The sequence below is a fragment of the Pseudomonas sp. MWU349 genome, from assembly GCF_017947325.1.
Taxonomy (GTDB): domain Bacteria; phylum Pseudomonadota; class Gammaproteobacteria; order Pseudomonadales; family Pseudomonadaceae; genus Aquipseudomonas; species Aquipseudomonas protegens.
The window spans coordinates 308,119-331,603 of record NZ_JAFEVP010000003.1; the positions used below are offsets into that span (position 1 = coordinate 308,119).

Here is a 23,485-nt window from a genome sequence, read left to right on the forward strand (position 1 = left end):
GCCCCCATGACTTCCTTGCCCGCCCCTTTGCGCTGGCTGTACTCCCTTGAATGGCGCCGGGGTTTCTTCGACTGGGCGCGCAGCGACGGCGTGACCTGGGTTTATATCTTCAAGGTCCTGGCCGCCGCGTTCCTCACCCTGTGGCTGGCCATGCGCCTGGAGTTGCCGCAACCGCGCACGGCGATGATCACCGTGTTCATCGTCATGCAGCCGCAGAGCGGCCAGGTGTTCGCCAAGAGCTTCTACCGCTTTCTCGGCACCCTGGCCGGCTCGGCGGTGATGGTGGCGCTGATCGCCCTGTTCGCCCAGAACACCGAGCTGTTCCTAGGCTCGCTGGCGATCTGGGTTGGCATCTGCTCGGCCGGTGCCGCGCGCTACCGCAACTTTCGCGCCTACGGTTTCGTCCTCGCCGGCTACACCGCGGCCATGGTTGGCCTGCCGGCCCTGGCTCACCCCGAAGGGGCCTTCATGGCGGCGGTGTGGCGGGTATTGGAGATCTCCCTGGGGATTCTCTGCTCGACCCTGGTCAGCGCCGCGATCCTGCCGCAGACCGCCAGCGCCGCCATGCGCAACGCCCTGTACCAGCGCTTCGGGGTGTTCGCCCTGTTCGTTACCGACGGCCTGCGCGGGCGCAGCCAGCGCGACAGCTTCGAAAGCAGCAACGTGCGCTTCATCGCCGAGGCCGTGGGCCTGGAAGGGTTGCGCAGCGTCACCGTGTTCGAAGACCCGCACATGCGTCGGCGCAACGGTCGCCTGAGCCGCCTGAACAGCGAGTTCATGGGCATCACCACGCGCTTCAACGCCTTGCACCAGTTGCTCGAACGCCTGCGCAGCAGCGGCGCCGACCATGTGGTGGCGGCGATCAAACCAGGGCTCTATGACCTGGCGGAACTGCTGGACGGTTTCTCTGGCCGGGCCCTGACCAGCCCCGATGCGGCACGCCTGGCCACGGCCCTGGCGGCCTACAAGGCCGAGCTGCCGGCGCGGGTGCGCAGCCTGCGCGCGGCCTTCCAGGAGAGTGGCCCGAGCGACGCCGAGCAGTTGGATTTCCACACGGCCTATGAGCTGCTCTACCGCTTTGTCGACGAGATGCACAGCTACGCCCAGACCCACGCGTCCCTGGCCGACCACCGCCACGAGCGCGAGCGCTGGGACGAGCCCTACACGCCGCAGACCAACTGGCTGGCCTGCGCCGCCTCGGGCATCCGCGCGGCCTTCGTGCTGGTGGTGCTGGGGAGCTACTGGGTGGCCACGGCCTGGCCCAGCGGCGCCACCATGACCCTGATCGCCGCCGCCACCATCGGCCTTTCGGCGGCTACGCCGAACCCCAAGCGCATGGCGTTCCAGATGGCCTGCGGGACTTTCATCGGCGCCCTGGTGGGCTTCGTCGAAATGTTCTTCGTGTTCCCCTGGATCGACGGCTTCCCGCTGCTGTGCCTGATGCTGGCGCCGGTGATCGTGTTGGGTTCGTTCCTTGCGTCCAGGCCCAAGTACGCCGGGGTCGGCCTGGGCTTGCTGATCTTCTTCAGCACCGGTTCGGTGCCGGACAACCTGACCGTCTACAACCCCTACGCCTTCATCAACGACTACATCGCCATGGTCATGGGCATGCTGGTCTGCGCCGCGGCGGGGGCGATCATCCTGCCGCCCAACAGCCGCTGGCTGTGGCGGCGCCTGGAGCAGGACCTGCGCGGCCAGGTGGTGTACGCCATCAGCGGCAAGCTCAAGGGCCTGGCATCGAGCTTCGAAAGCCGTACCCGCGACTTGCTGCACCAGGCCTATGGCCTGGCGGTGGGCCAGCCCAAGGTGCAGAGCGAACTGCTGCGCTGGATGTTCGTGGTGCTGGAAGTCGGCCACGCCATCATCGAGCTGCGCAAGGAACAGGCCATCCTCCCGGTGCACCCGGCCTATGCCGAATCCCAGCCCTGGCGCCAGGCGATCCGGGTCATGGGCCGCTCCCTGGTGCGGCTGTTCCTGCAGCCCAGCCAGAGCAACCTGGAGCGCGGCCTGATCGCCGTGGACCACGCCATCAGCCGGGTCCAGGCCACCGACGAGCCCTTTGCCCCGCACTTCGACACCTCGGCCCTGCGCCGGGTCAAGAGCTACCTGCACTTCATCCGTACTTCATTGCTCGACCCGCAATCGCCGCTGGCGGCCTATGCCGTGGCCAAACCAACGGCGCCTGCACCCCAAGGACTTGACCATGCCTCGTGAAATCGCCTTCCACGGCGTTTACATGCCCACCATGACCCTGATGTTCTTCATCGCCGCGGCCCTGGCCTGGGCCCTGGACCGGTTCATCTCCGGCTATGACCTGTATCGCTTCTTCTGGCACCCGGCGCTGCTGCGCCTGAGCCTGTTCTGCTGTCTGTTCGGCGCCATGGCGCTCACTGTCTACCGTTGAGACCCCCGCAATGAAAAAGTTTTTCAGCCTGCTCGCCACCCTGCTCGTGCTGGCCCTGGCCCTGTGGATCGGCCGCACCCTGTGGGAGCACTACATGTACACCCCCTGGACCCGTGACGGCCGGGTGCGCGCGGACATCATCAACGTCGCCGCCGACGTCACCGGCGAAGTGGTGGACGTGCCGGTCAAGGACAACCAACTGGTGCACAAGGGCGACCTGCTGATGCAGATCGACCCCGAGCACTACCAGATCGCGGTCAAGCAGGCGCAAGCGCTGGTGGCGTCGAAGAAAGCCACCTGGGAGATGCGCAAGGTCAATGCCCGGCGCCGCGCCGACATGGACAACCTGGTGATCTCCAAGGAAAACCGCGACGACGCCGGCAACATCGCCGACTCGGCCCTGGCCGACTACCAGCACGCCCAGGCCCAGTTGGAAGCGGCGCAACTCAACCTTGCGCGCACCCAGGTGCGGGCGGCGGTGGACGGCTATGTCACCAACCTCAACGTGCACCGTGGCGACTACGCGCGCATCGGCGAGCCGAAAATGGCGGTGGTCGACATGAACTCGTTCTGGGTCTACGGCTTCTTTGAGGAAACCAAGCTGCCCCACGTGCGCGTCGGGGATAAGGCCGACATGCAACTGATGAGCGGCGAAGTGCTCAAGGGCCATGTGGAAAGCATTTCCCGGGGCATCTACGACCGCGACAACCCGGAAAGCCGCGAACTGATCGCCGACGTCAACCCGACCTTCAACTGGGTGCGCCTGGCCCAGCGCGTACCGGTGCGCATCCACATCGACCAAGTCCCGGACGGCGTACTGCTGGCCGCCGGCATCACCTGCACCGTCATCGTCAACCCCGAGCCTTTGTAGGCGCCACCCTCTGTAGGAGCTGGCTTGCCAGCGAAGGCGCCGGCATGGGCGATGCAAGGCTCGCGGGCCTCTTCGCCGGCAAGCCGGCTCCTACAGGGAACTGCACGGTCTATCTGACTGCTGTAGGAGCTGGCTTGCCAGCGAAGGCGTCGGCAAGGGCGATGCAAGGCTTGCGGGCCTCTTCGCCGGCAAGCCGGCTCCTACAGGGGGCGGTTATTTGTAGCTTTTGTCCATGATCGCCTGGGACTTCTTCGCCGCAGCTTCCAGGCCGTCGTCGACGTGGTTGATGACCGCCACCAGCTTCGGGTTCTGCAGCACGTCGACACCGGGGTAACGCTGCTGGGCCAGGCGCGAGACGATGATGTACTGGGTCACCGCGTAATGCAGCTTGAACTGGCCGCTGTCCCGGGCCTTGGCGATGGCCGCTTTGACAAAGGCCTGGCGCTCGGCCGTGGTCATGCCCTGGAACAGGTCGGGGAGATCGAAATGGATCTCGGCGGAGAAAATCGCTACTTCTTCATCCCGCGCTTCGTCGTACATCACCTGCTTGCTGGTCACCCGCGCCTTCAGCTCGCCAAAGCGCTGTTCGCCTGCGGCCAGTTGCTCTGGGCTCATTTTGCCTTTAAGGGCATCCAGCTGGCTGGTGTCCTCGGTGTTGTCGATGATCTTCAGCCAGGCATAGGCCTTCACCAGATCGCCGGATTCTTCGGCGGCGTCGGCCAGGCTCTGCTGCGGTTCCGGGTTGCCGTGCAGCGCCGAGCGCTCCAGCCAGCGCAGGGCCAGGTCCCGGTTTTTGGGGATGTCCTTGTCGCCGAACCAGTAGGTGGCGTACATGCCGTACTCGGCGCACCAGTCGTTCTGTGACGCCGAGTAGGCGATGTAGTTGAACGACTCGCGGTCGCGCTCGGCCTTGGGCTTGTCCGTTTCCTGGTCGGTGGTGGTGGACAGGTAGCAGAAGGCCCGGGTGTAGTGCGGCGCGGCCATGGCGAAGCAGCCCTTGGCGTTCGCGTAGTCCTCGATCTCGTTCAGCTTGTAACCGATGCCGTACAGCAGATCGGCCTCCATGGCCGGGTTGCAGTATTCGTTGGCGCTGACCTTGGGCAAGACGCTGTCCAGCGTCAGCTTGGGCAGGGTGTCATTCAGTTCTGGGACTTTCGGTTCAGTGTTTTTCGGAGCCGTGGAGGCGCAGGCCGCCAGCAATACAGCCGCTGCCAGTGGCAGCGCGTTGAACAATTTCAATGGGTATTCCCTGATCGGCGAATGAAAAAAGACGCGCATGAAATCAGGCAAGGACAGGACGGGAGAGGGTGGAGCTTGAGCAAATCCGTGCTTGGGTGTCGACGCCAGCGATTCCATGCTGCATGAGCGCAGGGGCTCAAGGTCGCGCATTCTACTGGGATTGAGAGGGCATACAACCGAAACCGCCGCACCTGTTGGGCTGCGGCAAAGGGCCCCGGGGCCCTGCACCGGTGACACCTCGGACAGCAGTAGCGCCAGCCGCTGCTATGGCTTGCGCTTGGCCAGGAGGATTTTGGCCTGGGCCACGCTGTCTTCCACGCTCAGGTCATCGTCCTCCAGCACGGCCTGCAGCGCCGGGTCTTGCCACAGGTCCACGGCCGGCCCGGTGCTTTGCACCAGGCGGGAAATCAAGGCGTAGGCCACCAGTTGGCCGCGGGTGTGGAACTTCGGGTAGCGGTCCTGCATGTCCACCAACTGGGCGACGAACGCATGCTGTTGCTCAAGTGACATGCCCGCGAACACCTCCGGGTAGTCGTAGTAGATATCCCCTGTGCCCAGGAGGATGACGTTCTGGCGCAGCTCCTGCTCAAGATCCTGTTTGGAGGGGAGCTGGCTGAGCAGCCGGGTGTAGTGCTGTTCGCCTTCGGCCATCTGCTGAGGGCGCATCTTGCGTTTCAGCGCTTCGAGCGCTTGGGCGTCATCCAGGGTTCGGGCCCAGGCGTAGGCCACCGGCAAATTGTCCTGTTCGTTGCGGCGCAGCATCTCTTGTTGCGAGTCCTGGTCGCCGTGCCGGGCGGCGCGTTCCAGCCAGGCCATGGCCAGTGCCTTGTTCGCGGGCTGGTCCAGCTTGCCAAGGTTGTAGATGTCGTACAGGCCCGCTTCAGCGCAGGATTCATTGTGCTGGGCGGCGTAGGCGATGTAGTTGAAGGCTTCGCTTTTGTCATAGTCCTTCTGCCTGGAGCCGACAATCCCGCCCAGGAGGCACAGGCTCATGGTGTCGCGGGGGGCGGCCATGATCAGGCAGGCGCGGGCCATTTGTATGGCCTTGCTCGCCAGCAAGGTGCGGCTTGCGCCATGCAGCACCTCGTCCTCATTCATCAGTCGGATGCCGAGGCCGACCAGCCGTTCGCTGTCCATCTCCGGCGAGCAGTACGGGTTGGCTTCGACCTTGGGCAGGATCTGTTCCAGGCTCAGGTCCGGCAGGGTGGCATTGAGTTTTTCGTCCGGTGACGAGGCATGGCAGCCCAGCAGCAAGGCGAGCAGGGCCAACGGTAGTGTTCTACGACATTTCAATGGGGCAGATCCCTGATCGGCGAATGAACAAAGGCGTACCGCTGTAGGAGCTGGCTTGCCAGCGAAGGCGCCGGCAAGGGCGATGCAAGGCTTGCGGGCCTCTTCGCCGGCAAGCCGGCTCCTACGGGAGGCACGCGGTACACCCTGGATGGCTTGCGTGCGTGGGGGTCAGAGCCTGGCGCTCAGGCCAAACCGCTTCATCAGTCCCTTCTCCAGCAGAGCCTTGGGCAGCAGGTTGGCCAGCAGCGGCAGGGCGCGGCTGCCATTGCCCAGGCGCACCAGGCGTGGCGGCTTGTCCTGTTGCACGGCCTTGAGCAGGCCGGCGGCAAATTCGCTGGCCGGGGTCGGCTTGTCCTGGGAGGCCTTGGCCCGGGAGCGGATGCCCTCGCGCAGCGGCCACCAGGGCGATTGTTCGTTGAGCAGCTGTTCGGCTTCGTGCCCGGCGTTCTTGGCAAAACTTGAAGCAATGGCCCCGGGCTGCACTTCCATGACGCGGATGCCGAACGGCGCCAGTTCCATGCGCAGGGCATCGCTCAAGGCATGCACCGCGGCCTTCGAGGCGCAATAGGCACCGGCAAACGGCGTCACCAGCACCCCGGACACACTGCCGATATTCACCACCAGGCCGCGACTGCGGCGCAGCACCGGGAACATCGCCCGAGTCACCCCGACCACCGAAAATACGTTGGTTTCGAACTGGCGCTGCATGGCTTGCACGCCGCCATCGAGCAGCGGGCCCATGGCGCCGTAGCCGGCGTTGTTGATCAGCACATCCAGGCCGCCGTACTGCTGGTTGATCTCCTCGCCCAGGGCGCCCAGGGCCGGGCCGTCATTCACATCCAGTTGCACGGCCTTGAAACCGGCCGCTTGCAGGGCAGAGACGTCCTCGGCCTTGCGTGCGGTGGCGAGCACGGTGAAACCGGCGCCCTTGAAGGTGTCCGCCAGGGCGCGGCCGATGCCGCTGGAACAACCGGTGATCAACGCTACGGGCATGGCGCGGTCCTTGTGCTGGATGAGGGAAGGGGTGAATCAGTCGGAGAAACTACCCTGTAAACGCTCGGCGCGAAACTCCAGGGTTTGTGGACGATAGCCGGGGCGCAGCGGCGGCAGGGGCAAGCAGTCCTGCCAGTTGGCGCCGGCCTGCAACTCGCCGGGGCCACGGTAGCGCGGGGCGCTGTACTGGTTGTCGGCGAGGTTGACCGTATCCCCCGGCGCGTAGGCCGCGACCCGCCAGCGCAATTCCACCAGGGGCACCTTGTTGCCGTTGTTCAGCTTGACCTGCAATGGACGGTCGGCGGGGCAGTGCTCCGGCGCGTAGGTCAGGCGCAGCTCCAGGCGCGCCAGTTGCTGGGCTTCGCGGTTGTCCAGCCAGACCACCCAGCAGGCCACCAGGGCCAGGCCGAACGCGGCAGCCAGGGACACGGGGAGGGCTTTGGCGGGGTAGCGCAGAAGCAGGATCAGCCAGGTAATGACCAGCAGAACGCCGATGAACATGACGCGAGCCTCGGGGAAAAGGAGGGGACATCCTACCTAAGCGTAGGTGGGGTTGGCGATGGAGGGTGGCTGTTGTGACGTTATCCACAGGCCAGGTTTTGATGGGGGCGTTAGGGACAACAGAAGGTCTGTTAATGCGGATTTATGCCGATAGTGGACATCATGTGGTCCTATGCTGCCCGCCCGAGCAGGTGGCTGGCATGTTCCGGGGTCATCTATCGATTCCTGGAACACCTTTACCGGGACTGGAAAATGCTCAGGCTCTCAGGGCTGCCAACATCGAACGAGGCGAATGCTAGCTGAAGGGGTGGGCTCCGCTTTTGACTGTGAAGAGTGCTGGTGCCAAGGTCGAGACGTGCCCGTGGTGGCGATCTATGAGGTGTATAATCTCCGGGCTTTGGCATCAATCATGGGGCGATGATGGACGTATCACTGCAGCAGATCTTGCAAACTGCACAGATCAGCGATCTGAAGAAGCTCGGAACGTTTCTTGAGGTCAAACGCTTTGTCGAAACTCAGCTTCATTTGAAGTTAGGGGCAAATGGCTGGAGCTCCTTATCTTTGAAGTTAAAGCGCCTGAGTGCCCAGGCAGAAGAGGGGCGTGAATGCGCACGTGCACTCAGTGATGCGTTGCCCTATCCGGTTGTGCGCAATGAAGTTTCAAAAAGAATCGGCTTCAGGATGTGCGCCAGGAATGTTGCAGAACTTAGAGGCGCTTTGTCCCTGTTGTCGAAATGCGCTGTTCGTCCAGCGTTTGATCCTTATGAGCGTTTCGAAAAGAACAAGCTTAAAAACTTTGTCAGCAGTTCAAGACTGGAAGGCATAGACATACCGATCTTCGACGAAAAAGCCTCGTTGGAAAAAATCCTGGCCAAGCATGGAAGACCGTTGAATGGATAAATACGACGCTTCTCATGATCATTACTGCTACCCCGCCTCCTCGGCGTGCCGCCATCCTGAACATTCCTAAACTCTCTTGGCCTGGACATAAACTGCGACGCCTTCGTCGTTGCTGTGTGTCGAACCCGGACTAGCCTTTGAGCGTCGCAGCACATTCAGCGACCGGGCTTGGTAACTCGTTCTGATACAGGCGCAACAGCGCCGCATTTCACTTGTGCAATGGCAGCTGTGCGTGGGAGGGGGCGTCCCTGCCGGGTTCCTGTATCTCCGGTTTACCAACCTGCACGCAGCTGCCACCCCTGCGCTTGGTAACCCGTTTTGATGCAGCTGCAGCAGCACCCCATTGCGCTATTGCCGGCGGGTTGTGCGCCTGCGCATTCGTGCAATGGCAGCTGTGCGTGGGAGGGCTTCGTCCCTGCCGGGTTCCTGTATCTCCGGTCGACCAATCCGCGCACGGCTGCCACCCACAACAGGGCTGCGCATCTTCTGACGAAGATGGGTACGGCAGTGATCGATGAGGCGGGTTCTAGATGAAGGAGAGGGGACAGGCGTGCCGATCGTTCCCCCGCGTTTGAAGGGGAACGATTACGGGGCGTTTTAGTTCAGGTACTGACTGCCACGAATCCGCCGTCCCAACACGTCCAGCAGATCACAACCATCGCGCAACAGAATGGCGCTGGCGTGGGCGATCTGTGTCAGATCGGTGGCATCGGCGTGGCGGCTGTCCATGTGCACGATGCTTTCCATCAGTTGAGTCACCGCGAGGATGCGGTAGGCGGCGCTGGCATGCAGTTCGTCCAAAGGCGCGCGGGTGTCGATAAACAGGGTCGGAGTGGAGGATTCGTTGCTGGTTAGCGCGATACGGTCCGTCATGGTGTGTTGCTCCTGAAATAAATAGAGCTGCCACTTGATCGCCGTCAAACGAGTTGGGTGGCAACTGTACGCAGGTTGACGGACCGGTTTCAGGAACCCGGCGCATCCGAAGATGCCCCACGCACAGTCGCCATAAGACATTTTTGCGAGCGCAGAAGAGCGCAAGCAGAGTCGAGGAACTATGCGTCCTGAAAGTGTTACCGAGCCGTCAAACCCGATCACGAATGAGTCGTGACAGGCGCGAGGATAGGGAGCGAGAAGAGGGTGGTCAACCCGAGATGTGTAGCCTTAAACGACCTTTTGTATCCACAGATGGCTGTTGATCTGGCTTGCCGCTTGAAGCTTACGGTTGCCTCTACTGATCGCTGCTTCTTATAGCCGCTGCCGCAGGCTGCGAACGACCGCGCAGCGGGCTCAGGGGGCTCAAGACCGCTGAAGGTCCTTCGGCCCTTTTCGCAGCCTGCGGCAGTGGCTACAAAAAAATCCCCCTGTCCAGGCGCCTGCGGATAGGGGACGCGGGCACCTGGAAAGGGGGAGCACAAAGGTCTTGCTAGCACGACTCCCTGCTTTTACTTGCAGCTTGCCGCTTGAAACTTGCCGCTGCGCTTACTGCGCTATGGTCTTCACCGAGACGCCACGTTCCACCGGGGTGGAGCGGCCGTAGATATCCTCAAACCGCTCGATATCGTCTTCGCCCAAATAACTGCCCGATTGCACTTCGATGATCTCCAGCGGGATCTTGCCCGGGTTGCGCAGGCGGTGCACCGAGGCGATGGGGATGTAGGTGGACTGGTTCTCGGTGAGCAGGAACACGTTCTCGTCACAGGTGACTTCGGCGGTGCCGCTGACCACGATCCAGTGTTCGGCGCGGTGGTGGTGCATCTGCAGCGACAGGCAGGCCCCCGGCTTGACCGAGATGTGCTTGACCTGGAAACGCCCGCCCATGTCCACCGAGTCGTAGGAGCCCCACGGGCGGTAGACCTCGCAGTGGTTCTGGGTTTCGCTGCGGCCCTGTTCGTTGAGGGTGTTGACCATCTGTTTCACCCCTTGGACCTTGTCCTTGTGGGCGATCATCATGGCGTCCTTGGTTTCCACCACGACGATGTTTTCCAGGCCGATCACCGACACCAGCTTGCCGTTGCCGTGGATCATGCAGTTCTTGCTGTCCTGGATCACCACATCGCCTTTGCTGACGTTGCCGTTGGCGTCTTTTTCATGCACGTCCCATAGCGACGACCAGCAGCCCACATCGCTCCAGCCGGCGCTCAGGGGCACCACGCAGGCGCGCTGGGTCTTCTCCATCACCGCGTAGTCGAGGGAGTTGTCCGGGCAGCAGGCGAAGGTGGCTTCGTCGATGGTCACGGTGTCCGGGTCCTGCTGGCTGCGCTCCAGGGTCAAGAGGCAGGTGTCGTAGATGTCCGGGTCGTGTTTCTTCAGCTCTTCGAGGAAGCGGCTGGCGCGGAACAGGAACATGCCGCTGTTCCAGAAATAGCCGCCGGCCTGGACAAACTCGGTGGCGCGTTTTTCGTCGGGCTTTTCGACGAAGTGCGAGACCCGGCTGACCCCCTCCGGAAGCAACGCATCGTTGGTGGACTTGATGTAGCCGTAGCCGGTTTCCGGCTTGGTCGCCGGTACGCCGAACAGCACCATTTCGCCACGCTCGGCGGCCACGGTGGCCAGGGCTAGGGCTCGTTGCAGGGCTTTCTGGTCGTCCAGGACGTGGTCGGCGGGCAGCACCAGCATCAGCTCGTCGCGGCCTTCGTTGACCAGCATCATCGCGGTCAGGGCCACGGCCGGGGCGGTGTTGCGGCCGAAGGGCTCCATGAGGATGCGCTGGGCTTCGAGCTTACGCGCCGCCAGCTGTTCGTTGACGATAAAGCGGTGGTCCTTGTTGCAGACCACGATGGGGGTGTCCATGCCTTCGAACACCAGGCGCTCCAGGGTTTGCTGGAACAGGGTGTGTTCGCCGGTCAGGGCGAGGAACTGCTTGGGGAATTGCTTGCGCGAAAGCGGCCAAAGACGTGAGCCGCTACCACCTGACAAGATCACCGGAATCATGTTGTTACTCCTTCAAACATCGTATGGGTTAGAGCTACTGCGTTCTGTCGTTTCACTCTTGTTTTTGTGGCGTGCCTGGATGCTCGCGGCGCCCCTGTGTAGGAGCTGGCTTGCCAGCGAAGGCGTCCTCAAGGGCCCCTTCGCCGGCAAGCCGGCTCCTACGGGGGGACGGGCAAGGCATCCGGAAATTCGTTAGCGCGTGGAGACGGGGCGCTTGACCCACACCGGCGACAGGTTGCTGCCGTTGCCGGTGACGTAGAGCACTGCCGCTTCGCCGCGCTCCAGGGCCACGGGCTTGAGGTCGCTGACCTTTTTCTCGCCGTCATACAGGGCGAAGCTGACCTTCACCGGGTTGATTTCGCGCTCGCCGCGGCCCTTGGCGGCCACCGCCTTGACCACATCGGTCTTGCCGTCGGCGGTCTTCAGGGTCAGGGCCTGGTCGCTGAGGTTCTGCACCCGTACCAGGGATTTCTGCTTGTTCTTGAACGGCGGTTCTTCGATCAACTGCGGCTGGCCGCTGGCGTTGTTGACCAGGGTGTAATAGTGATCGGCGGCGAGTTTCACCGGCACGCTCTGGCTGCCCACCTTGGCGGTGTAGTCACCGCCGGGCATGAAGCTGAAGTCGCTGCTGGCCAGGGGCGCGACGTCATTGACGTTGGTGCTGCCCACCGTGGCGCTGACTTCGCTGTTGCTGGCGTTGTACAGGCGCACGAAGGTCGAGCCCTTGGGCGCGGTGGGGCCGTACAGGGCGGCATCGCCACCGGCGAATACCGGAGCTGATAGCAGGCCCAGGCCCGCGGCCAATACGGCAGCTTTCAGGGATTTGGCAGCGAGACGACGAGGAGTAGTAGTGAAAGTCATGAGTGTTACCTCTTTTTCAGTTTTGCGCCCGGTCGGGCGTCTCGGATTTGGTGTTAACAGCTAGGTTCTGTTGGCGAGCACCGGCTTGCTTGAGCTCTGCGACCCACTGCGGGTCGGCGTCGCCGATTTCGTTGTTCACAGGCAGATAACGTTCAGGGAATTCCCAGATCAGCACCTGGGGCGGGTGGTTCTTGAAGTCGTCGCTTTTCAGGTAGCTGAGCATCGGCAGGATCGGCCCGTGGCCGTCTTCGGCGTAGCTCAGCACGTCGCTGTGCAGGGCCTGTTTCAGGGCGCCGACGAAGTTCCAGTTGGGGTTGGCGCTGTAGCTGGTGCCCACCAGGGTCACTGGTACTTCGTGGTCGGCGAACAGCGCATCGTCGGCGGCCGGCTGTTCCTCGCTGGCGCGGGTCACGCGCTTTTGCAGCGGTTCTGCGGCGGGCATCAGGTTGTCGAACAGCGGGTCCAGGGGCAGGAAGCGTCGCAGGTCGCCCTGGTGCTTCACCGTCTCTTGGGTCTCGGTGACGAAGCGTTGTGGCGGGCCGCTGAGCGGGGTCTTGGCGGCGATGGCCTGGGCTAACTGGCGGGCGACGACTTCGGCGCCGGCCGGGGTCCAGTGGGTGTCGGTGCGCAGGAACACTGGCTGGCCCTGTTGCTTGGCCTGTTGCAGGGGGCCCAGCAGATCAGGGGCAAGGATCTTGTCGGCGGCGACCCGGGCGTGGAAGTCCTGGTAGAGGTTGGCGTGGATGCGCGCCGGGCGCACCTCGTCCAGATGTTCCGGATACAGCCGGGCCTTGGCCGGGACGATGGCCATCACCAGCTTCACCCCGTGCGCCTTCAAGGTCTGGCGCACGCCTTCCACCAGGGCGTAGTTGCCCTGCAGGTTGAGTTCCTCGTTGACCACCGGGTTGAACTCTTCATCGCTGTACAGCCACTGGTCGCGGCCCAGCACCACCCCGGGGCGGCCTTCGTTGAACAGCTTGAAGTCCAGGGCGGCCCAGAGGTTGGTGCCCAGGCGCTTGATCGGGAACTGGTCGTCGTAGTGGGTTTCCACGGCCTTGGCCCAGCGCCCGTTGAGCACAGTGGCGTCGTTGTTGGTACTGAAGCCGAAGAAGCTGCGCACCGACCACAGCCCCAGCACCAGCAGGGTCAGCAGGAACAGGGCGATGTAGAACACACGTAATGAGCGGGTCATGGGTAGATCCCTCAGAACTGGAAGTAAAGGAACGGCGAGAAGCTTTGCGCCGAGAGTTTGAGAATCGAGGCAATGAACAGCAGCAGCACCAGGGCGCGCATGGCGTAGCGCGACCAGTCGGCAGTCCAGTAGGCCGGTTGCACCTGGGCCTCGGTGCCGACGATGTAGCCCGGCTGGTGGATGCTGCCGGGGTTGTCCCCGGGCACCGCCTTGATCAGGCCGGGCTGGGCGCTGGCCGGGCCGTCGGCGGCGCTAGTGACCTCGGGCTTGGGCTTGACCGGCGCCGGGTTGCGGTACAGGTCACGCAGGCCGAAGAACGCCAGGGTGGCGTAGGCCAGGATCAGGGTCGCCACTTGCAGGCCGGTGAGGCTGGCACGGTTGAGTTCCGACAGCGACCAGTCGCCAAAGCTGAACATGGCGCCGTACATGCGGCCTGCTACGTGCAGGTTCTCGGCACGGAAGATCACCCAGCCCATCACCACCAGCAGGAAGGTCAGGGCCCAGCGGATCGGGTTCAGGCTGCGCGGCGTGGTGTTGATGCCCAGGGCCTTTTCGATGGCCAGCCACATGCCGTGCCAGGCGCCCCAGACGATGTAGGTGAAGTTGGCGCCGTGCCACAGGCCGCCCAGGAGCATGGTCAAAAACAGGTTGCGGTAGGTGATCAGGGTGCCTTTGCGGTTGCCGCCCAGGGTGATGTACAGGTAGTCGCGCAGCCAGGTGGAGAGGCTGATGTGCCAGCGCCGCCAGAACTCGGTGATCGACTGGCTGATGTAGGGCTGCTTGAAGTTTTCCATGAAGCGAAAACCCATCATCAAGCCTAGGCCGATGGCCATGTCGCTGTAGCCGGAGAAGTCGAAGTACAGCTGCGCGGTGTAGGCCAGGGCGCCGAGCCAGGCATCGCCCGTGGTGGGGTTTTGCAGGGCGAAGCAATGGTCGGCAACCACCGCCAGGGTGTCGGCGATGAACACTTTCTTGATGAAACCCTGCATGAAGCGGGTGCAGCCTTCGGAGAACTTGTCCAGGGTGTGGGTGCGGTTGTTGAACTGGTCCGCCAGGTCACGAAAGCGCAGCACGGGGCCGGCGATCAGGTGCGGGAAGATCGCCACGAACGCCGCGAAGTCGATCAGGTTGCGGGTGGCCGGGGTGTCGCCACGGTAGACGTCGATGATGTAGCTGATGGACTCGAAGATGTAGAACGAGATGCCGATCGGCAGCAGCACGTGGGTCACGATGAACGGCTCAAGCCCCATGGAGGTCATGATGGCGTTGATGCTGTCGACGCCGAAGTTGGCGTACTTGAAGTAGCCGAGGATGCACAGGTCCACCGCCACCCCCAGCAGCAGCCAGCGCTGGGCGGGTCGGGTACGCACACCGGCGGCGCCGACTTTCAGGCCGATCCAGTAGTTCCACAGGGTGACCCCGGCGAACAGCGCCAGGAAGTCCACGCGCCACCAGGCATAGAACACATAGCTGGCGATCAGCAGCAGCAAGTTGCGATAGCGTTGCCCGCTCAAGTAGTACAAGCCGAGAAAGATCGGCAGGAACAGGAACAGGAACACATTGGATGAGAAAACCATCCCGATCTCTCCATGTTTAACCAATAGTCAGAGGCCGGAGCCCCCCCAAACCCCCCCGTGAAAAACCGGGGAAGCGGTACTGCGTGCAGCGCGCCCCCCCTGTAGGAGCCGGCTTGCCGGCGAAGGCGCTCTTGAGGGCCTCTTCGCTGGCAAGCCAGCTCCTACAGGGGGCGTTTCAACGATTCGAATCAGGAGCCCTTTTCATGGGCCGGGTCGTAGACCTTGGTCAGGTCGCCACCCAGGCGGAAAGTCTTGAACGGCTGCATCTTGTGCTTGCGCTCCAATGTCTCCGGAGCGCAGGTGTAGAGGCTGCAGTAGGGTTCCAGCCAGGCGAATTTCGAGTCGACCTTGAGGTCGGTCATGTCCTGCTGCTTGCCGTTCTTCTTCTCGAAGGTGTCCGGGTCCTTGACCCCAGCCAGTACCCGTTCGCCCAGGCGCTTGAGTGCGCTGTTGTTCTCCTGGCGCAGGTCCACGCCGTTGACCTGGGCGAAGCTGGCGATCATCGCCAAAGGCGGCAGGGCGTAGTTGTGGTAGGCCAGGGCCCGTTGCTGGCGCTTGAGTTCATTGGGCAAGAAGCCGTCGGCATCGACCTGGTTGGCGCCGACCTTGTATTCCTTGACCGCCCAGTCGAACAGGTCGCGGCGGTTGGTGGCCACGGCGGTGGCCATCACCGACCAGGCGGCCCAGTAGGAGTGGTTGTTGGTCTTGTCCAGGGGCAGGTTGTCCCAGTCGCTGACCACCTGGTCGGCCATCTTGCTGAACCAGGCTTCGATCTTCTGTGCCTGTTCCTGGTGGGTGGCCAGGGGGTGGGAGTCGGAGAACTTCAGCCGCAGGTAGGCCGAGGCCATGCTGCCCAGGGCCCATTTGCGCATCGACTTGCCGGTGTGGTTGAAGTCCTTGGACATCAGCGCATCGGCCTGGGCCCAGGCGCTGAGCCAGGCGAGGGTGCAGTCCAGCTGTTCAGGACGGCCGTCGCGCATGAACTGCATGACCCGCTTGCTGGTGCCGCGCTCGATCTTGGTGATGTCGGCGGTGGTGTCGCGAAAGGCCTGTTCGGACTGCACGTTGAGGGTCGCCCGGGCCTTGTCCGAGCCTTCGTACTTGCTGCGAAACTGCAGGGCGCCGGTGTAGGGCGCCGGCATGGCGTCGCAGCCCTCGCTGTGGTCGCCGCTCTTGAACTTGTCCACCGGGGCGTAATAGCCCTGGGGCGGGCGCAGCGGCGCGGCGGCCTGGGCGCTGCCGGTGACGATGGCCAGCCCCAGCAGGCTGGGTATCAACAAGCGTTTCAAGTCTGTGCTTTGCATAGGTAACCTCATTGCCCGATCTGCGCGGTGCGTTGCTCGGCGCTCGGGAATACGTTGCGTTTGCAAATTTTCGCTTCGACCTTCTGCCCCGCAGTGCCCGCTTCCGGGCCCTGGATCTCGACCGCCAGCAGGTTCTGCGAGGCCCAGTCTTCGTCGGTGCGCAGTTCGAAGGCGAAGCGCCCGTCGGTGTCGGACGTTTCCGGTTTTTCGATCTTGATGTCCTCGTGGCGCCCGTTCATGTACCAGAGGGTGGCTTGCAGGGTTTTCACCGAGGTGTCGGCGAAGCGGATGTCGACCTGATGACCACTGTTGCGCAGGTCCATGTTCTTGCTGTTGACCAGCAATTCGTTCTTGCCGGGCTTGAGGGTGGTGCTGGCGCTCATCTGCGCGTCCTTGCCCTCGCAGCCGTTGTCCAGCAGGGCCATCATCTGCCGGTAGATGGTTTCCTGGTCCAGGCGGTACAGCGGCGAGAATTCCCAGATGAGGATCTTGGGCGGGCTCTTCTGGAATTCATCACTGCCCAGGTACTGCAGCATCGAGCCTTCCAGGCCGCCGCCGGGGAAGGCGACGTTGAGAATGTCGGCACCGATGGCCTCTTCCAGGAAGCCGGCGAAGTTGTAGTTCTTGCCACTGTGGCTGGTGCCCACCAGGGTGATCTGCGGGTTGCCGGAGTCGCCGAACAGGTCGCCGTCGCCAGCCTCGCCCTTGGGCTCGGTGGTGAACTGGTCCATGTACTGGATGGCGTAGCTGGTGCCGCACAATTGCCCGGCCATGTTGTGCAGGGTGCCGGTCTTGCCCATGCGCCCGGACTTGTGGGTTTCGAATTCACGCCGAGGAATGTCGGCAAAGGCCGGCAACTGCTTGACCTTGTCGGCGACGATCTTCGCCGTGCGCTGGGCGCCATAAGGGGTCCAGTGCTGGTCGCCGCGGAAGTAGAAGTCGTGGGCCGGCAGGGTGTCGGGCAGTTGTTCGTTGGTCAGCGGCGAGAGGTCCGGCACCACGTAGCCCATCTGCGCGAAGCGCCCGAGCATGGCCTTGTAGTTGCTCAGCGCCTTGTCATAGTCGAAACGGGCTTTCTCCGCCGGGTTGAGCTTGTTGCGGTTCACCAGGCCGCGGGTGGGCTGATAGACCACTACCAGTTCCACGCCCTTGCTCTTGAAGGCTTCGTGCAACTGCTTGAGGCGGCGGTAGCCTTCGGGAGTGGTGTTGAACTCGGTGCGCAAATCTTCCTGGGTACGGAACAGCCAGTCGCCCTGGGCTTGCACCAGGGTGGTGAAGTTCTGCTGGTAGCGGGTCACGTAATTCTTTGCGTCGTGGGCGGCCGGGCACAGGTTGCAGCACGGCTCAGCCTTGAAGCTCGGCGCGGCGCTTGTGGCGCTGGTTTGGTCGGCACGGGCGCCGGCGCTGGCGGCGAGAATCCCCGCGGTCAGGGCCGACAGGCCCAGGAGTTTGATCCAGTGTGGGTGCATGAAAGTCATCCTCAATCCCGCAATTCGGTCTGGCGTTCGACGGGGTCGATCAACACGGCTTTCTGCTGGCGCACCAGCAGGTCGAGAATTTCATCCTGGCGCTCGCCCAGGACCCCGGAGAAGCTGATGCCGCTGCTTTTGGTCGGCGCCAGCATGGAGACCCGGTACAGCTCCACGCTCAAGGGGGAGTCGATGGACATCGGTCCGCTGCCGTTGGCGGCCAGTTCGCCGCCGACCACGATCAGCGAGACCTGGGCGTCGAACGGGTCGAGCTTGATGTCGCGGTCGGTGTCGGAAAGGTCCTTGATGTGGCCGTAGACCCCGGTCAGGCCGTTGGCCATGGCGATGTTTTCGTACAGGCGGATGTTCACGCTGTTGCGAATGCGGATGCCGTGGCGGCGGTTGCTGATCACCTTGTTGCCGTAGATCAGGTTGTCGGCACTCTCGTAGAGGGTGATGCCGTCGGTGTGGTTGCGGTAGATCTCGTTGTAGGCGATCAGGTTGTTGATGCTGTTACGGTCGATCACCAGCCCGGAGAGGTGGTTGTCGTAGCTGCGGTTGTTGAAGATGAAGCTGTCGTTCACTTCCCGGGAAATGATGATGCCGTGCTTCTTCTTGGTGCCGTGGACGGTGTTGTCGGCAATGATCAGGCCATGGGAACGGTCGTGGGGGTCGATGCCGTAGACGATGTTGTCCTTGTAGGTGTTGCCCTTGAGCACGAAGTCCCGGGTCTCGTAGCAGTAGAAGCCGTACCACATGTCCGAGAACGTCGAGCCGACGATCCAGCCGGTGGGCTCGGGGCGCTTGAGCACCTTGGCCATGTTCGGCGTGTACTGGGAAATACTCACTCCGTAGGACTTGGAGTTGGCGTAGCCGAAGCTGGCCATCGTGCTGTTGACGATGTAAGTCTCGGTGCCGCCCCAGGCCAGCAGGAACGGGCGGAATTCCTTGGGCGAGCGGAAGGTCGCCGGGCCGTTGTCCTTCTCGCGCCAGCCCGTGACCTTGGTGTCGCGCACGAACAGCTGGCCATCGTTGACCAGGAACGAGCCGCCTTCCTGGGACAGGCGCAGCTCCTGGGTCTGTTTATCGATTTCCAGGATGCCGTGGCGGCCGACGACGATGGGCAGGCGGGCCAGGTAGACCCCGGGCGCGGTTTCGCTGATGTACTGCTTGGGCAGCTTGCCCACCAGCTCCTTGAGGTTGACGTAGCCGTCGTCGATGAAGATCGCCTGGGGTATGCCGTGCTGGCGCACCACCCATTCGGCCATCTTGTTGTCACCGCCGATAAAGTCCTTCAGGGCGTCTTCCTGCATCATCCGGCGCACGCTGATCTTGCCCGGCTTGCTGCGCACGATCTTCGCCGCGGCCGCTTCGGCGGTGTAGCCGGAGAGGTCGGGCAGGGTCGGCTTGGCCAGGGCCAGGGGCTCGGTGGGCGCACTGCTGACGGTGTAGGTCTTGGCCTGTTGCAGCTCCTTGGCGATGATCGGTGCCTTGGCCGTTTCGGCAGTGGCGAAGGCGCTGCTGCTGGCCAGCAGCAGGGCGCCGGCCAGGAGGCTCAGGGAGCCTCTGGACAACGGGCTCTGGAGAGTTTGATTAGGCATGTCGGGCACTCCTTTAGCGGCTTGCATCAGAAGCGCCAGATCACGTCGATAAAGGCGCGGTGCATGTAGGAGTCGACCTCTTTGCCGTAGGCGTCGCCGGGCTTGAACACGCCACCGCGCAAACGCACCAGGGCCGAAGGTTCATCGATCGACTGGCTCAGGGCCGCGGGCAACAGGCCTTGCTTGAAGTACTTGGTGACCACCAGATCCATCTCCTGGCCGAGGTCCTTCTTGCCATCCATGAGCGGCAGCGAGGTGCTGCTGAGCAGGGCGCCGGTGGTGTCGTCGTAGTTGTTGTCCACTGCGTTGATGCCGTTGCTGCCCACCGGTTTGTTGCCGTCCACACGCCAGAACTTGTGGTAGACCAGGCTGGCGTCGTAGTCCTCGCGCAGTTGCCAGGAACCGAACAGGGTGGCGCTCTGGGTGTTGTTCATTTCGCCCCGGAAGGCTTCGCCGAAGCGGTGCACCCGGGAGCGGGTACCGGTGTAGTTGGAGCGGTTGCTTTGCAGGCCGTTCTGTTCGTACTCGGCGCTGGCCCGGGCATAGGCCGCGCCCACTTGCCAGTTCGGGTCAAGGCGCAGGCGCACGCCCAGGTCGGTGGCCCAACCGTTGAGGTTGTCCCCGCGCTTGGCTTGGGTCGGGCGGCTACCGTCGGCGTTCAGCGGGTTGACCGTATCGCGGTCGCCGCGCATGCCGGTGAGGCTGGCCCAGTAGTTGACGGTATTGGTGTTGCGCCAGTTAAAGGCGTCGCTGTTGGCTTGCAGGCCGAGCCAGGTCAGGTCGCCGTTTTCCTTCTTGTCAAGCGGGTCGCTGGCCACGCCGGGCTGGGCATAGTCGAGCTTGCCGTCGTCGTGGGTATGGTGGGCGCGGATGCCCACCCACTGGCCGGGGGTCCACTGGTAGGCGGCGTCGGCGTACAGGTGCAGGCGGTCCTTGTCCTTGGACGCCAGCTCCTTGAGGTCGGTGCGGTATTCGCTGAAGCGCTCGGCGGCGCCGACGTTGGCCCGCAGCAGGGTGGTGTCGAAGGTCCAGTTCAACGCCTCGATGTTGGTGTCGCGCCATTGCCCGTCATCGTTGCGCAGGCGCTGGCGGCCGAACTTCAACTGCTCGCCAGGGTAGGCGGTGAAGCCGCTGTAGCCGACCCAGAACTCGCGCATGGCCAGGTAGTTCTTCTTGGTCTTGCGGTCATCGTTGCTGGACTGCTGGCTGGCGTCGTCGCCGGACTGTTGCAGGGTGTCGGTTTCGATCACGTCGCTTGCGGTCACGGCCTGGCCCATGGCGTAGGCGCTCCAGTTGCCGCTTTCGCCATAGACCCATGGCCGCAGGTCGAGGCCGATGCCGTTGACGTCGCCACCGCCCTGGGTGCCCAGGTCGCGATCGTCTTCGGACTGGCCGGTGATCTTCACTTCCAGGCCGAAGTTCTGGGTGTCGGTGATGGCCGCCAGGGTCGGGTTGGACCAGAGCATGGCAAAGCCCAGGGCCATGCCCAGTTTCGACAGGCACAAGCGCTTGCCTGTGGTTGTGGCGGCGGGGTGTGCCCGGTCGCGCAGCGGCCGCGATTCGCGAGGGCAGGCGTGGCGAGCGCTTCGCGCTCGGTCGCAGCCTGCGGCAGCGGCTACAGGGGCGGTGTTGAATGGGATGGACTTCATAGGGATTCCTCGCCGTCTTCTTCCTGCAGGGCGTGCAGTTGCAGCGTGTTCTGGGTCAGGGCGCCACGCACCGCCTGTTCCTGTTGCAGCAGGCGCTGGGCTTCGGCGCGCTGGCCAGGGGGCAGTTGTTCATCCAGCTGCTGGGCCAGTTCGTTGGCCTGTGGGGTGTCCTGGGCCTTGGCCAGCTGGCTGAAGACGTAGGCGTTGACCGGGTTGGGCTGGGTGCCGCGGCCCTGGGAAAACAGCTGGGCAATGGCGAAGTCGGCGCTGTTCTGGCCGTTGCGGGCAGCCGTCAGCAGGTGGTCCAGGGCTTTTTGCGGGTACACCTGGCCCAGGTAGCCACGGCGGTAGATCTGCCCCAGGTAGTAGTCGGCGGCGACTTCGCGGCCCACGGCTTTCTGGAAGTGCGCCTCGGCCACCTTGGCGTCCGCCGGCACCCACTTGCCTTCGTAGTAGAGCTTGCCCAGCAGCAGTTCGGCCCGGGGCTGGTCGGCGGCGCGGCCGTTCTCCAGGTACTCCATCATCTTGTCGACGTCACCCAGCTCGGGGAAGTCGTAGAGCAGTTGCGCCAGGCTGACCCAGGATGCCGGGTAGCCGGGGGCGACCTGTTCCAGCAGGGCCTGGGCGGTCTTTTCGTCCGGCTTGCCAAGACTGGCATCGCCCAGTACCCGGGCCACGCTGTCGACCCGCTGGGCACTGACGCTGCCACGGCTGTAGCCGGCCTGCAGTTGCTGGATCAGCTCGGCCTGCTGTTCTGGCTGGCCGCGTTTCTGGTAGACGGTGGCCAACTCGACGTAGCAGATGTCGGTGCTGTTGAGGGCGGCCTTGCAGATGCTTTCCACCTGGTCCAGGTGCTGGTCGTAGGTGCCCTGGGTGCGGTACAGCAGGACCTGGGCCAGACCGGCTTCCGGGTAGCCGGCGGCGCGCCACTTGCTGATCTGCTGCTGGGCGTCGACGTTGGGGAAGCTGTGGGGGTATTGCAGGTACAGCATCGCCAGGGGGATCAGGGTGTTGCCTTCGCCATGGGCAAAGGCTTTCTTCAGCAGGCCTTCGGCTTCGTGCTGCTCGGCCTCGCTGGAGCCGGGCTTGGCCACCAGCAGGCGCCCCAGGCGCGCCTGGGCACGGGGCGAGGTGTCGGCCGCGGCGCGGTAGGTGGCCTCGGCCTGCTTGATCTGCGCCGGGTCGCGGCTTTGCACCTGAATGTCGGCCAGGCCCACTTGCGCTTCGCTGTAGCCCAGGTCTGCCAGTTGGCGGTAGTTCTGCTGGGCCAGGGCGGTGTCGCCGCGCTTCAGGGCCTCGTTGGCCAGGCGCTGGTCCGGCAGGCTGGCGCAACCGGCCAGGCTCACGGCCAGCGCCAGGGAGCACAGGGCCAGATGGCGGCGGCTTTGCGAGCTTTCGCGAGCAAGCTCGCTCCTACGGAGGGCCGCGGCGTTCTGGTAGGAGCGAGCTTGCTCGCGATCGAGTGCGCAGCACTCGCCAATGAAAAGGCTAGTCACAGGCATGTCCTCCGCTCAGAGACCCGCAGCCATGGCTTTGTCGATCAGCCAGTTCATCGACGGGCCGCGGTCGCTGCTGACTTCCACCGGGCGGCCGGCGAAGGCGCTGCTCAGGGGCACGTCAGGCTTGATCTGTACGCGGATGTCGGAGGACAAGTCGTTGCTGTTGAGGCTGGCGCTGCTGACGATGGTGCCGGTGCGTACTTCATCCTCGCCGGCGATCTGGAAGTTGACCTTGGTGCCCGGGCGCACGTCGCCGAACTGGCGGTAGGAGAACCGCGCCTCGACATTGGCCAGGCTATTGCGCGGCACCAGCTGGAAGATCACGTCGCCCTTGCTGGCGTACTGCCCGTCGGCCACCAGTTGCTGGGCCACGGTGCAGTCACAGGGGGAGGTCAGGGTGCCGGTCATCTGCTTGCCGAACAGTTCCTCGACCTTGGCCGGTTGCAGCTGGTTTTCGTCCAGGTGGCCCTTGAGCACGTCCAGCATGCTGGTGCTGAAGCTGGCCAGGGGCGCGCCTTTGGCGACGCTGCCGTCGGTCTGCACCAGGCTCTGCACGGTGCCGTCGCGCGGCATGGTGACGTTCATCCCCGGAACGTTGACCAGGCCGGCCTCGGCGTGGCTGACGAAGTACATGCCGTACACCGACTTGAGGATGAAACCGAAGGCGGCGAGGCCGACGATGAAGATCCCGGCGCTGAAGGTCACCGCCCGCAGGCGCCCCAGCGGGGTCATGCCGCTGCCGCTGTCCTTGTTCTTGCGCGCCTTGGTGAAGTTGTCCCGCTGCAGGGTGGCGAGCACGTCGCCCATGCTGACGATATCGCCGGCCAGGTGCGAGGTGATCAGGTGGCGCAGGGTGGAGATGTCCTGGGGTTCGAGGTTCTGGAACTGGCAACCGACCCGGCCGCTCTGGCGATCGAAGGAGCGGATCTGCAATTCCACGTCCATGGCCAGGCCGAGGTTGTCGATGACAAATTGCAGGCGGCCCTTGTGCACTTCGCCCACGGTCAGCATCTGCTGCCCGGCGTTGAAGCTCAGGCCGCCGGCGGAGAGGTCGTGGACCCGCACTTCAAGTGGCTTGGCCTCGGTTCCGAAGAAGCGCAGCTTGGCCGGGATCTTGACCCGGGCGTGCTGGCGTTGGGCTTCGGATTCATGCACTACATTGACGTTCACGGCGGTGTTCATAGAGTCGATTTCCTAGTTA

At 63.7% G+C, this 23,485-nt stretch carries 19 protein-coding genes; 4 read left to right on the forward strand and 15 right to left on the reverse strand.

What is annotated here, in order from left to right; all coding sequences use genetic code 11:
• The first annotated feature begins 6 nt into the window (after window positions 1-6).
• The 3 genes from KCG88_RS13495 to KCG88_RS13505 are packed head-to-tail and all read left to right on the forward strand — an operon-like array spanning window position 7 to window position 3,275.
• The gene (locus KCG88_RS13495; RefSeq protein ID WP_047283993.1) at window positions 7-2,214 is read left to right on the forward strand and encodes an FUSC family protein; all 2,208 of its coding nucleotides are present in this window, start codon (window positions 7-9) and stop codon (window positions 2,212-2,214) included.
• Window positions 2,204-2,404: a DUF1656 domain-containing protein gene (locus tag KCG88_RS13500; protein ID WP_007930063.1), complete on the forward strand. Its 201-nt coding sequence runs from the start codon at window positions 2,204-2,206 to the stop codon at window positions 2,402-2,404. Before KCG88_RS13495 ends, KCG88_RS13500 begins: the two co-directional genes overlap by 11 nt.
• A 10-nt stretch (window positions 2,405-2,414) precedes the next feature.
• A complete protein-coding gene (locus KCG88_RS13505) occupies window positions 2,415-3,275 on the forward strand; it encodes an HlyD family secretion protein (protein ID WP_210712536.1) in 861 nt (286 codons plus the stop codon).
• Between the two features lie 213 nt (window positions 3,276-3,488).
• Here the strand turns inward: KCG88_RS13505 and KCG88_RS13510 are convergent, their stop codons facing one another.
• The 4 genes from KCG88_RS13510 to KCG88_RS13525 form a co-directional block, all read right to left on the reverse strand.
• Entirely contained in the window at window positions 3,489-4,514 is a 1,026-nt protein-coding gene (locus KCG88_RS13510) for a sel1 repeat family protein (RefSeq protein ID WP_241774806.1), read from the reverse strand.
• 264 nt (window positions 4,515-4,778) lie between these two features.
• Entirely contained in the window at window positions 4,779-5,807 is a 1,029-nt protein-coding gene (locus KCG88_RS13515) for a sel1 repeat family protein (protein ID WP_210712537.1), read from the reverse strand.
• 168 nt (window positions 5,808-5,975) lie between these two features.
• Window positions 5,976-6,800, reverse strand: a complete 825-nt coding sequence (locus tag KCG88_RS13520) for an SDR family oxidoreductase (protein ID WP_047283996.1) — start codon at window positions 6,798-6,800, stop codon at window positions 5,976-5,978.
• A gap of 36 nt (window positions 6,801-6,836) precedes the next feature.
• Window positions 6,837-7,301, reverse strand: coding sequence for a hypothetical protein (locus tag KCG88_RS13525; protein ID WP_019094739.1), 465 nt, complete (start codon window positions 7,299-7,301; stop codon window positions 6,837-6,839).
• A 420-nt stretch (window positions 7,302-7,721) separates the two neighbouring features.
• On the opposite strand from KCG88_RS13525, the gene KCG88_RS13530 reads away from it, so the two are divergent.
• Window positions 7,722-8,201: a YhfG family protein gene (locus tag KCG88_RS13530; protein WP_210712538.1), complete on the forward strand. Its 480-nt coding sequence runs from the start codon at window positions 7,722-7,724 to the stop codon at window positions 8,199-8,201.
• Window positions 8,202-8,798: 597 nt separating this feature from the next.
• On the opposite strand, the gene KCG88_RS13535 is transcribed toward KCG88_RS13530, so the two are convergent.
• The 11 genes from KCG88_RS13535 to KCG88_RS13585 all read right to left on the reverse strand — a co-directional run bounded on the left by KCG88_RS13535 (window position 8,799) and on the right by KCG88_RS13585 (window position 23,466).
• Window positions 8,799-9,074, reverse strand: a complete 276-nt coding sequence (locus KCG88_RS13535) for a hypothetical protein (RefSeq protein WP_015634231.1) — start codon at window positions 9,072-9,074, stop codon at window positions 8,799-8,801.
• Between the two features lie 606 nt (window positions 9,075-9,680).
• Window positions 9,681-11,132, reverse strand: coding sequence for a mannose-1-phosphate guanylyltransferase/mannose-6-phosphate isomerase (locus KCG88_RS13540; RefSeq protein ID WP_210712539.1), 1,452 nt, complete (start codon window positions 11,130-11,132; stop codon window positions 9,681-9,683).
• A 192-nt stretch (window positions 11,133-11,324) separates the two neighbouring features.
• Window positions 11,325-11,993, reverse strand: a complete 669-nt coding sequence (locus KCG88_RS13545) for an alginate O-acetyltransferase AlgF (protein WP_011059367.1) — start codon at window positions 11,991-11,993, stop codon at window positions 11,325-11,327.
• Window positions 11,994-12,009: 16 nt separating this feature from the next.
• A complete protein-coding gene (locus tag KCG88_RS13550) occupies window positions 12,010-13,185 on the reverse strand; it encodes an alginate O-acetyltransferase (protein WP_199010747.1) in 1,176 nt (391 codons plus the stop codon).
• A gap of 11 nt (window positions 13,186-13,196) precedes the next feature.
• Window positions 13,197-14,762: an MBOAT family protein gene (locus KCG88_RS13555; RefSeq protein WP_210712540.1), complete on the reverse strand. Its 1,566-nt coding sequence runs from the start codon at window positions 14,760-14,762 to the stop codon at window positions 13,197-13,199.
• Window positions 14,763-14,950: 188 nt separating this feature from the next.
• Window positions 14,951-16,066 (reverse strand): mannuronate-specific alginate lyase, encoded by a 1,116-nt coding sequence (locus KCG88_RS13560; protein WP_047284002.1) that lies wholly within the window; start codon window positions 16,064-16,066, stop codon window positions 14,951-14,953.
• Between the two features lie 8 nt (window positions 16,067-16,074).
• A complete protein-coding gene (locus tag KCG88_RS13565) occupies window positions 16,075-17,535 on the reverse strand; it encodes an alginate O-acetyltransferase (RefSeq protein WP_047335854.1) in 1,461 nt (486 codons plus the stop codon).
• Window positions 17,536-17,546: 11 nt separating this feature from the next.
• A complete protein-coding gene (gene algG, locus KCG88_RS13570; RefSeq protein WP_047284003.1) occupies window positions 17,547-19,136 on the reverse strand; it encodes a mannuronan 5-epimerase AlgG in 1,590 nt (529 codons plus the stop codon).
• Window positions 19,137-19,162: 26 nt separating this feature from the next.
• Window positions 19,163-20,620: an alginate export family protein gene (locus KCG88_RS13575; RefSeq protein WP_210712727.1), complete on the reverse strand. Its 1,458-nt coding sequence runs from the start codon at window positions 20,618-20,620 to the stop codon at window positions 19,163-19,165.
• Window positions 20,621-20,781: 161 nt separating this feature from the next.
• Window positions 20,782-22,287: an alginate biosynthesis TPR repeat lipoprotein AlgK gene (gene algK / locus KCG88_RS13580; protein WP_210712541.1), complete on the reverse strand. Its 1,506-nt coding sequence runs from the start codon at window positions 22,285-22,287 to the stop codon at window positions 20,782-20,784.
• A 9-nt stretch (window positions 22,288-22,296) separates the two neighbouring features.
• Complete coding sequence (locus KCG88_RS13585) at window positions 22,297-23,466, reverse strand: alginate biosynthesis protein Alg44 (RefSeq protein WP_047284006.1); 1,170 nt, start codon at window positions 23,464-23,466, stop codon at window positions 22,297-22,299.
• Between the last annotated feature and the right edge of the window lie 19 nt (window positions 23,467-23,485).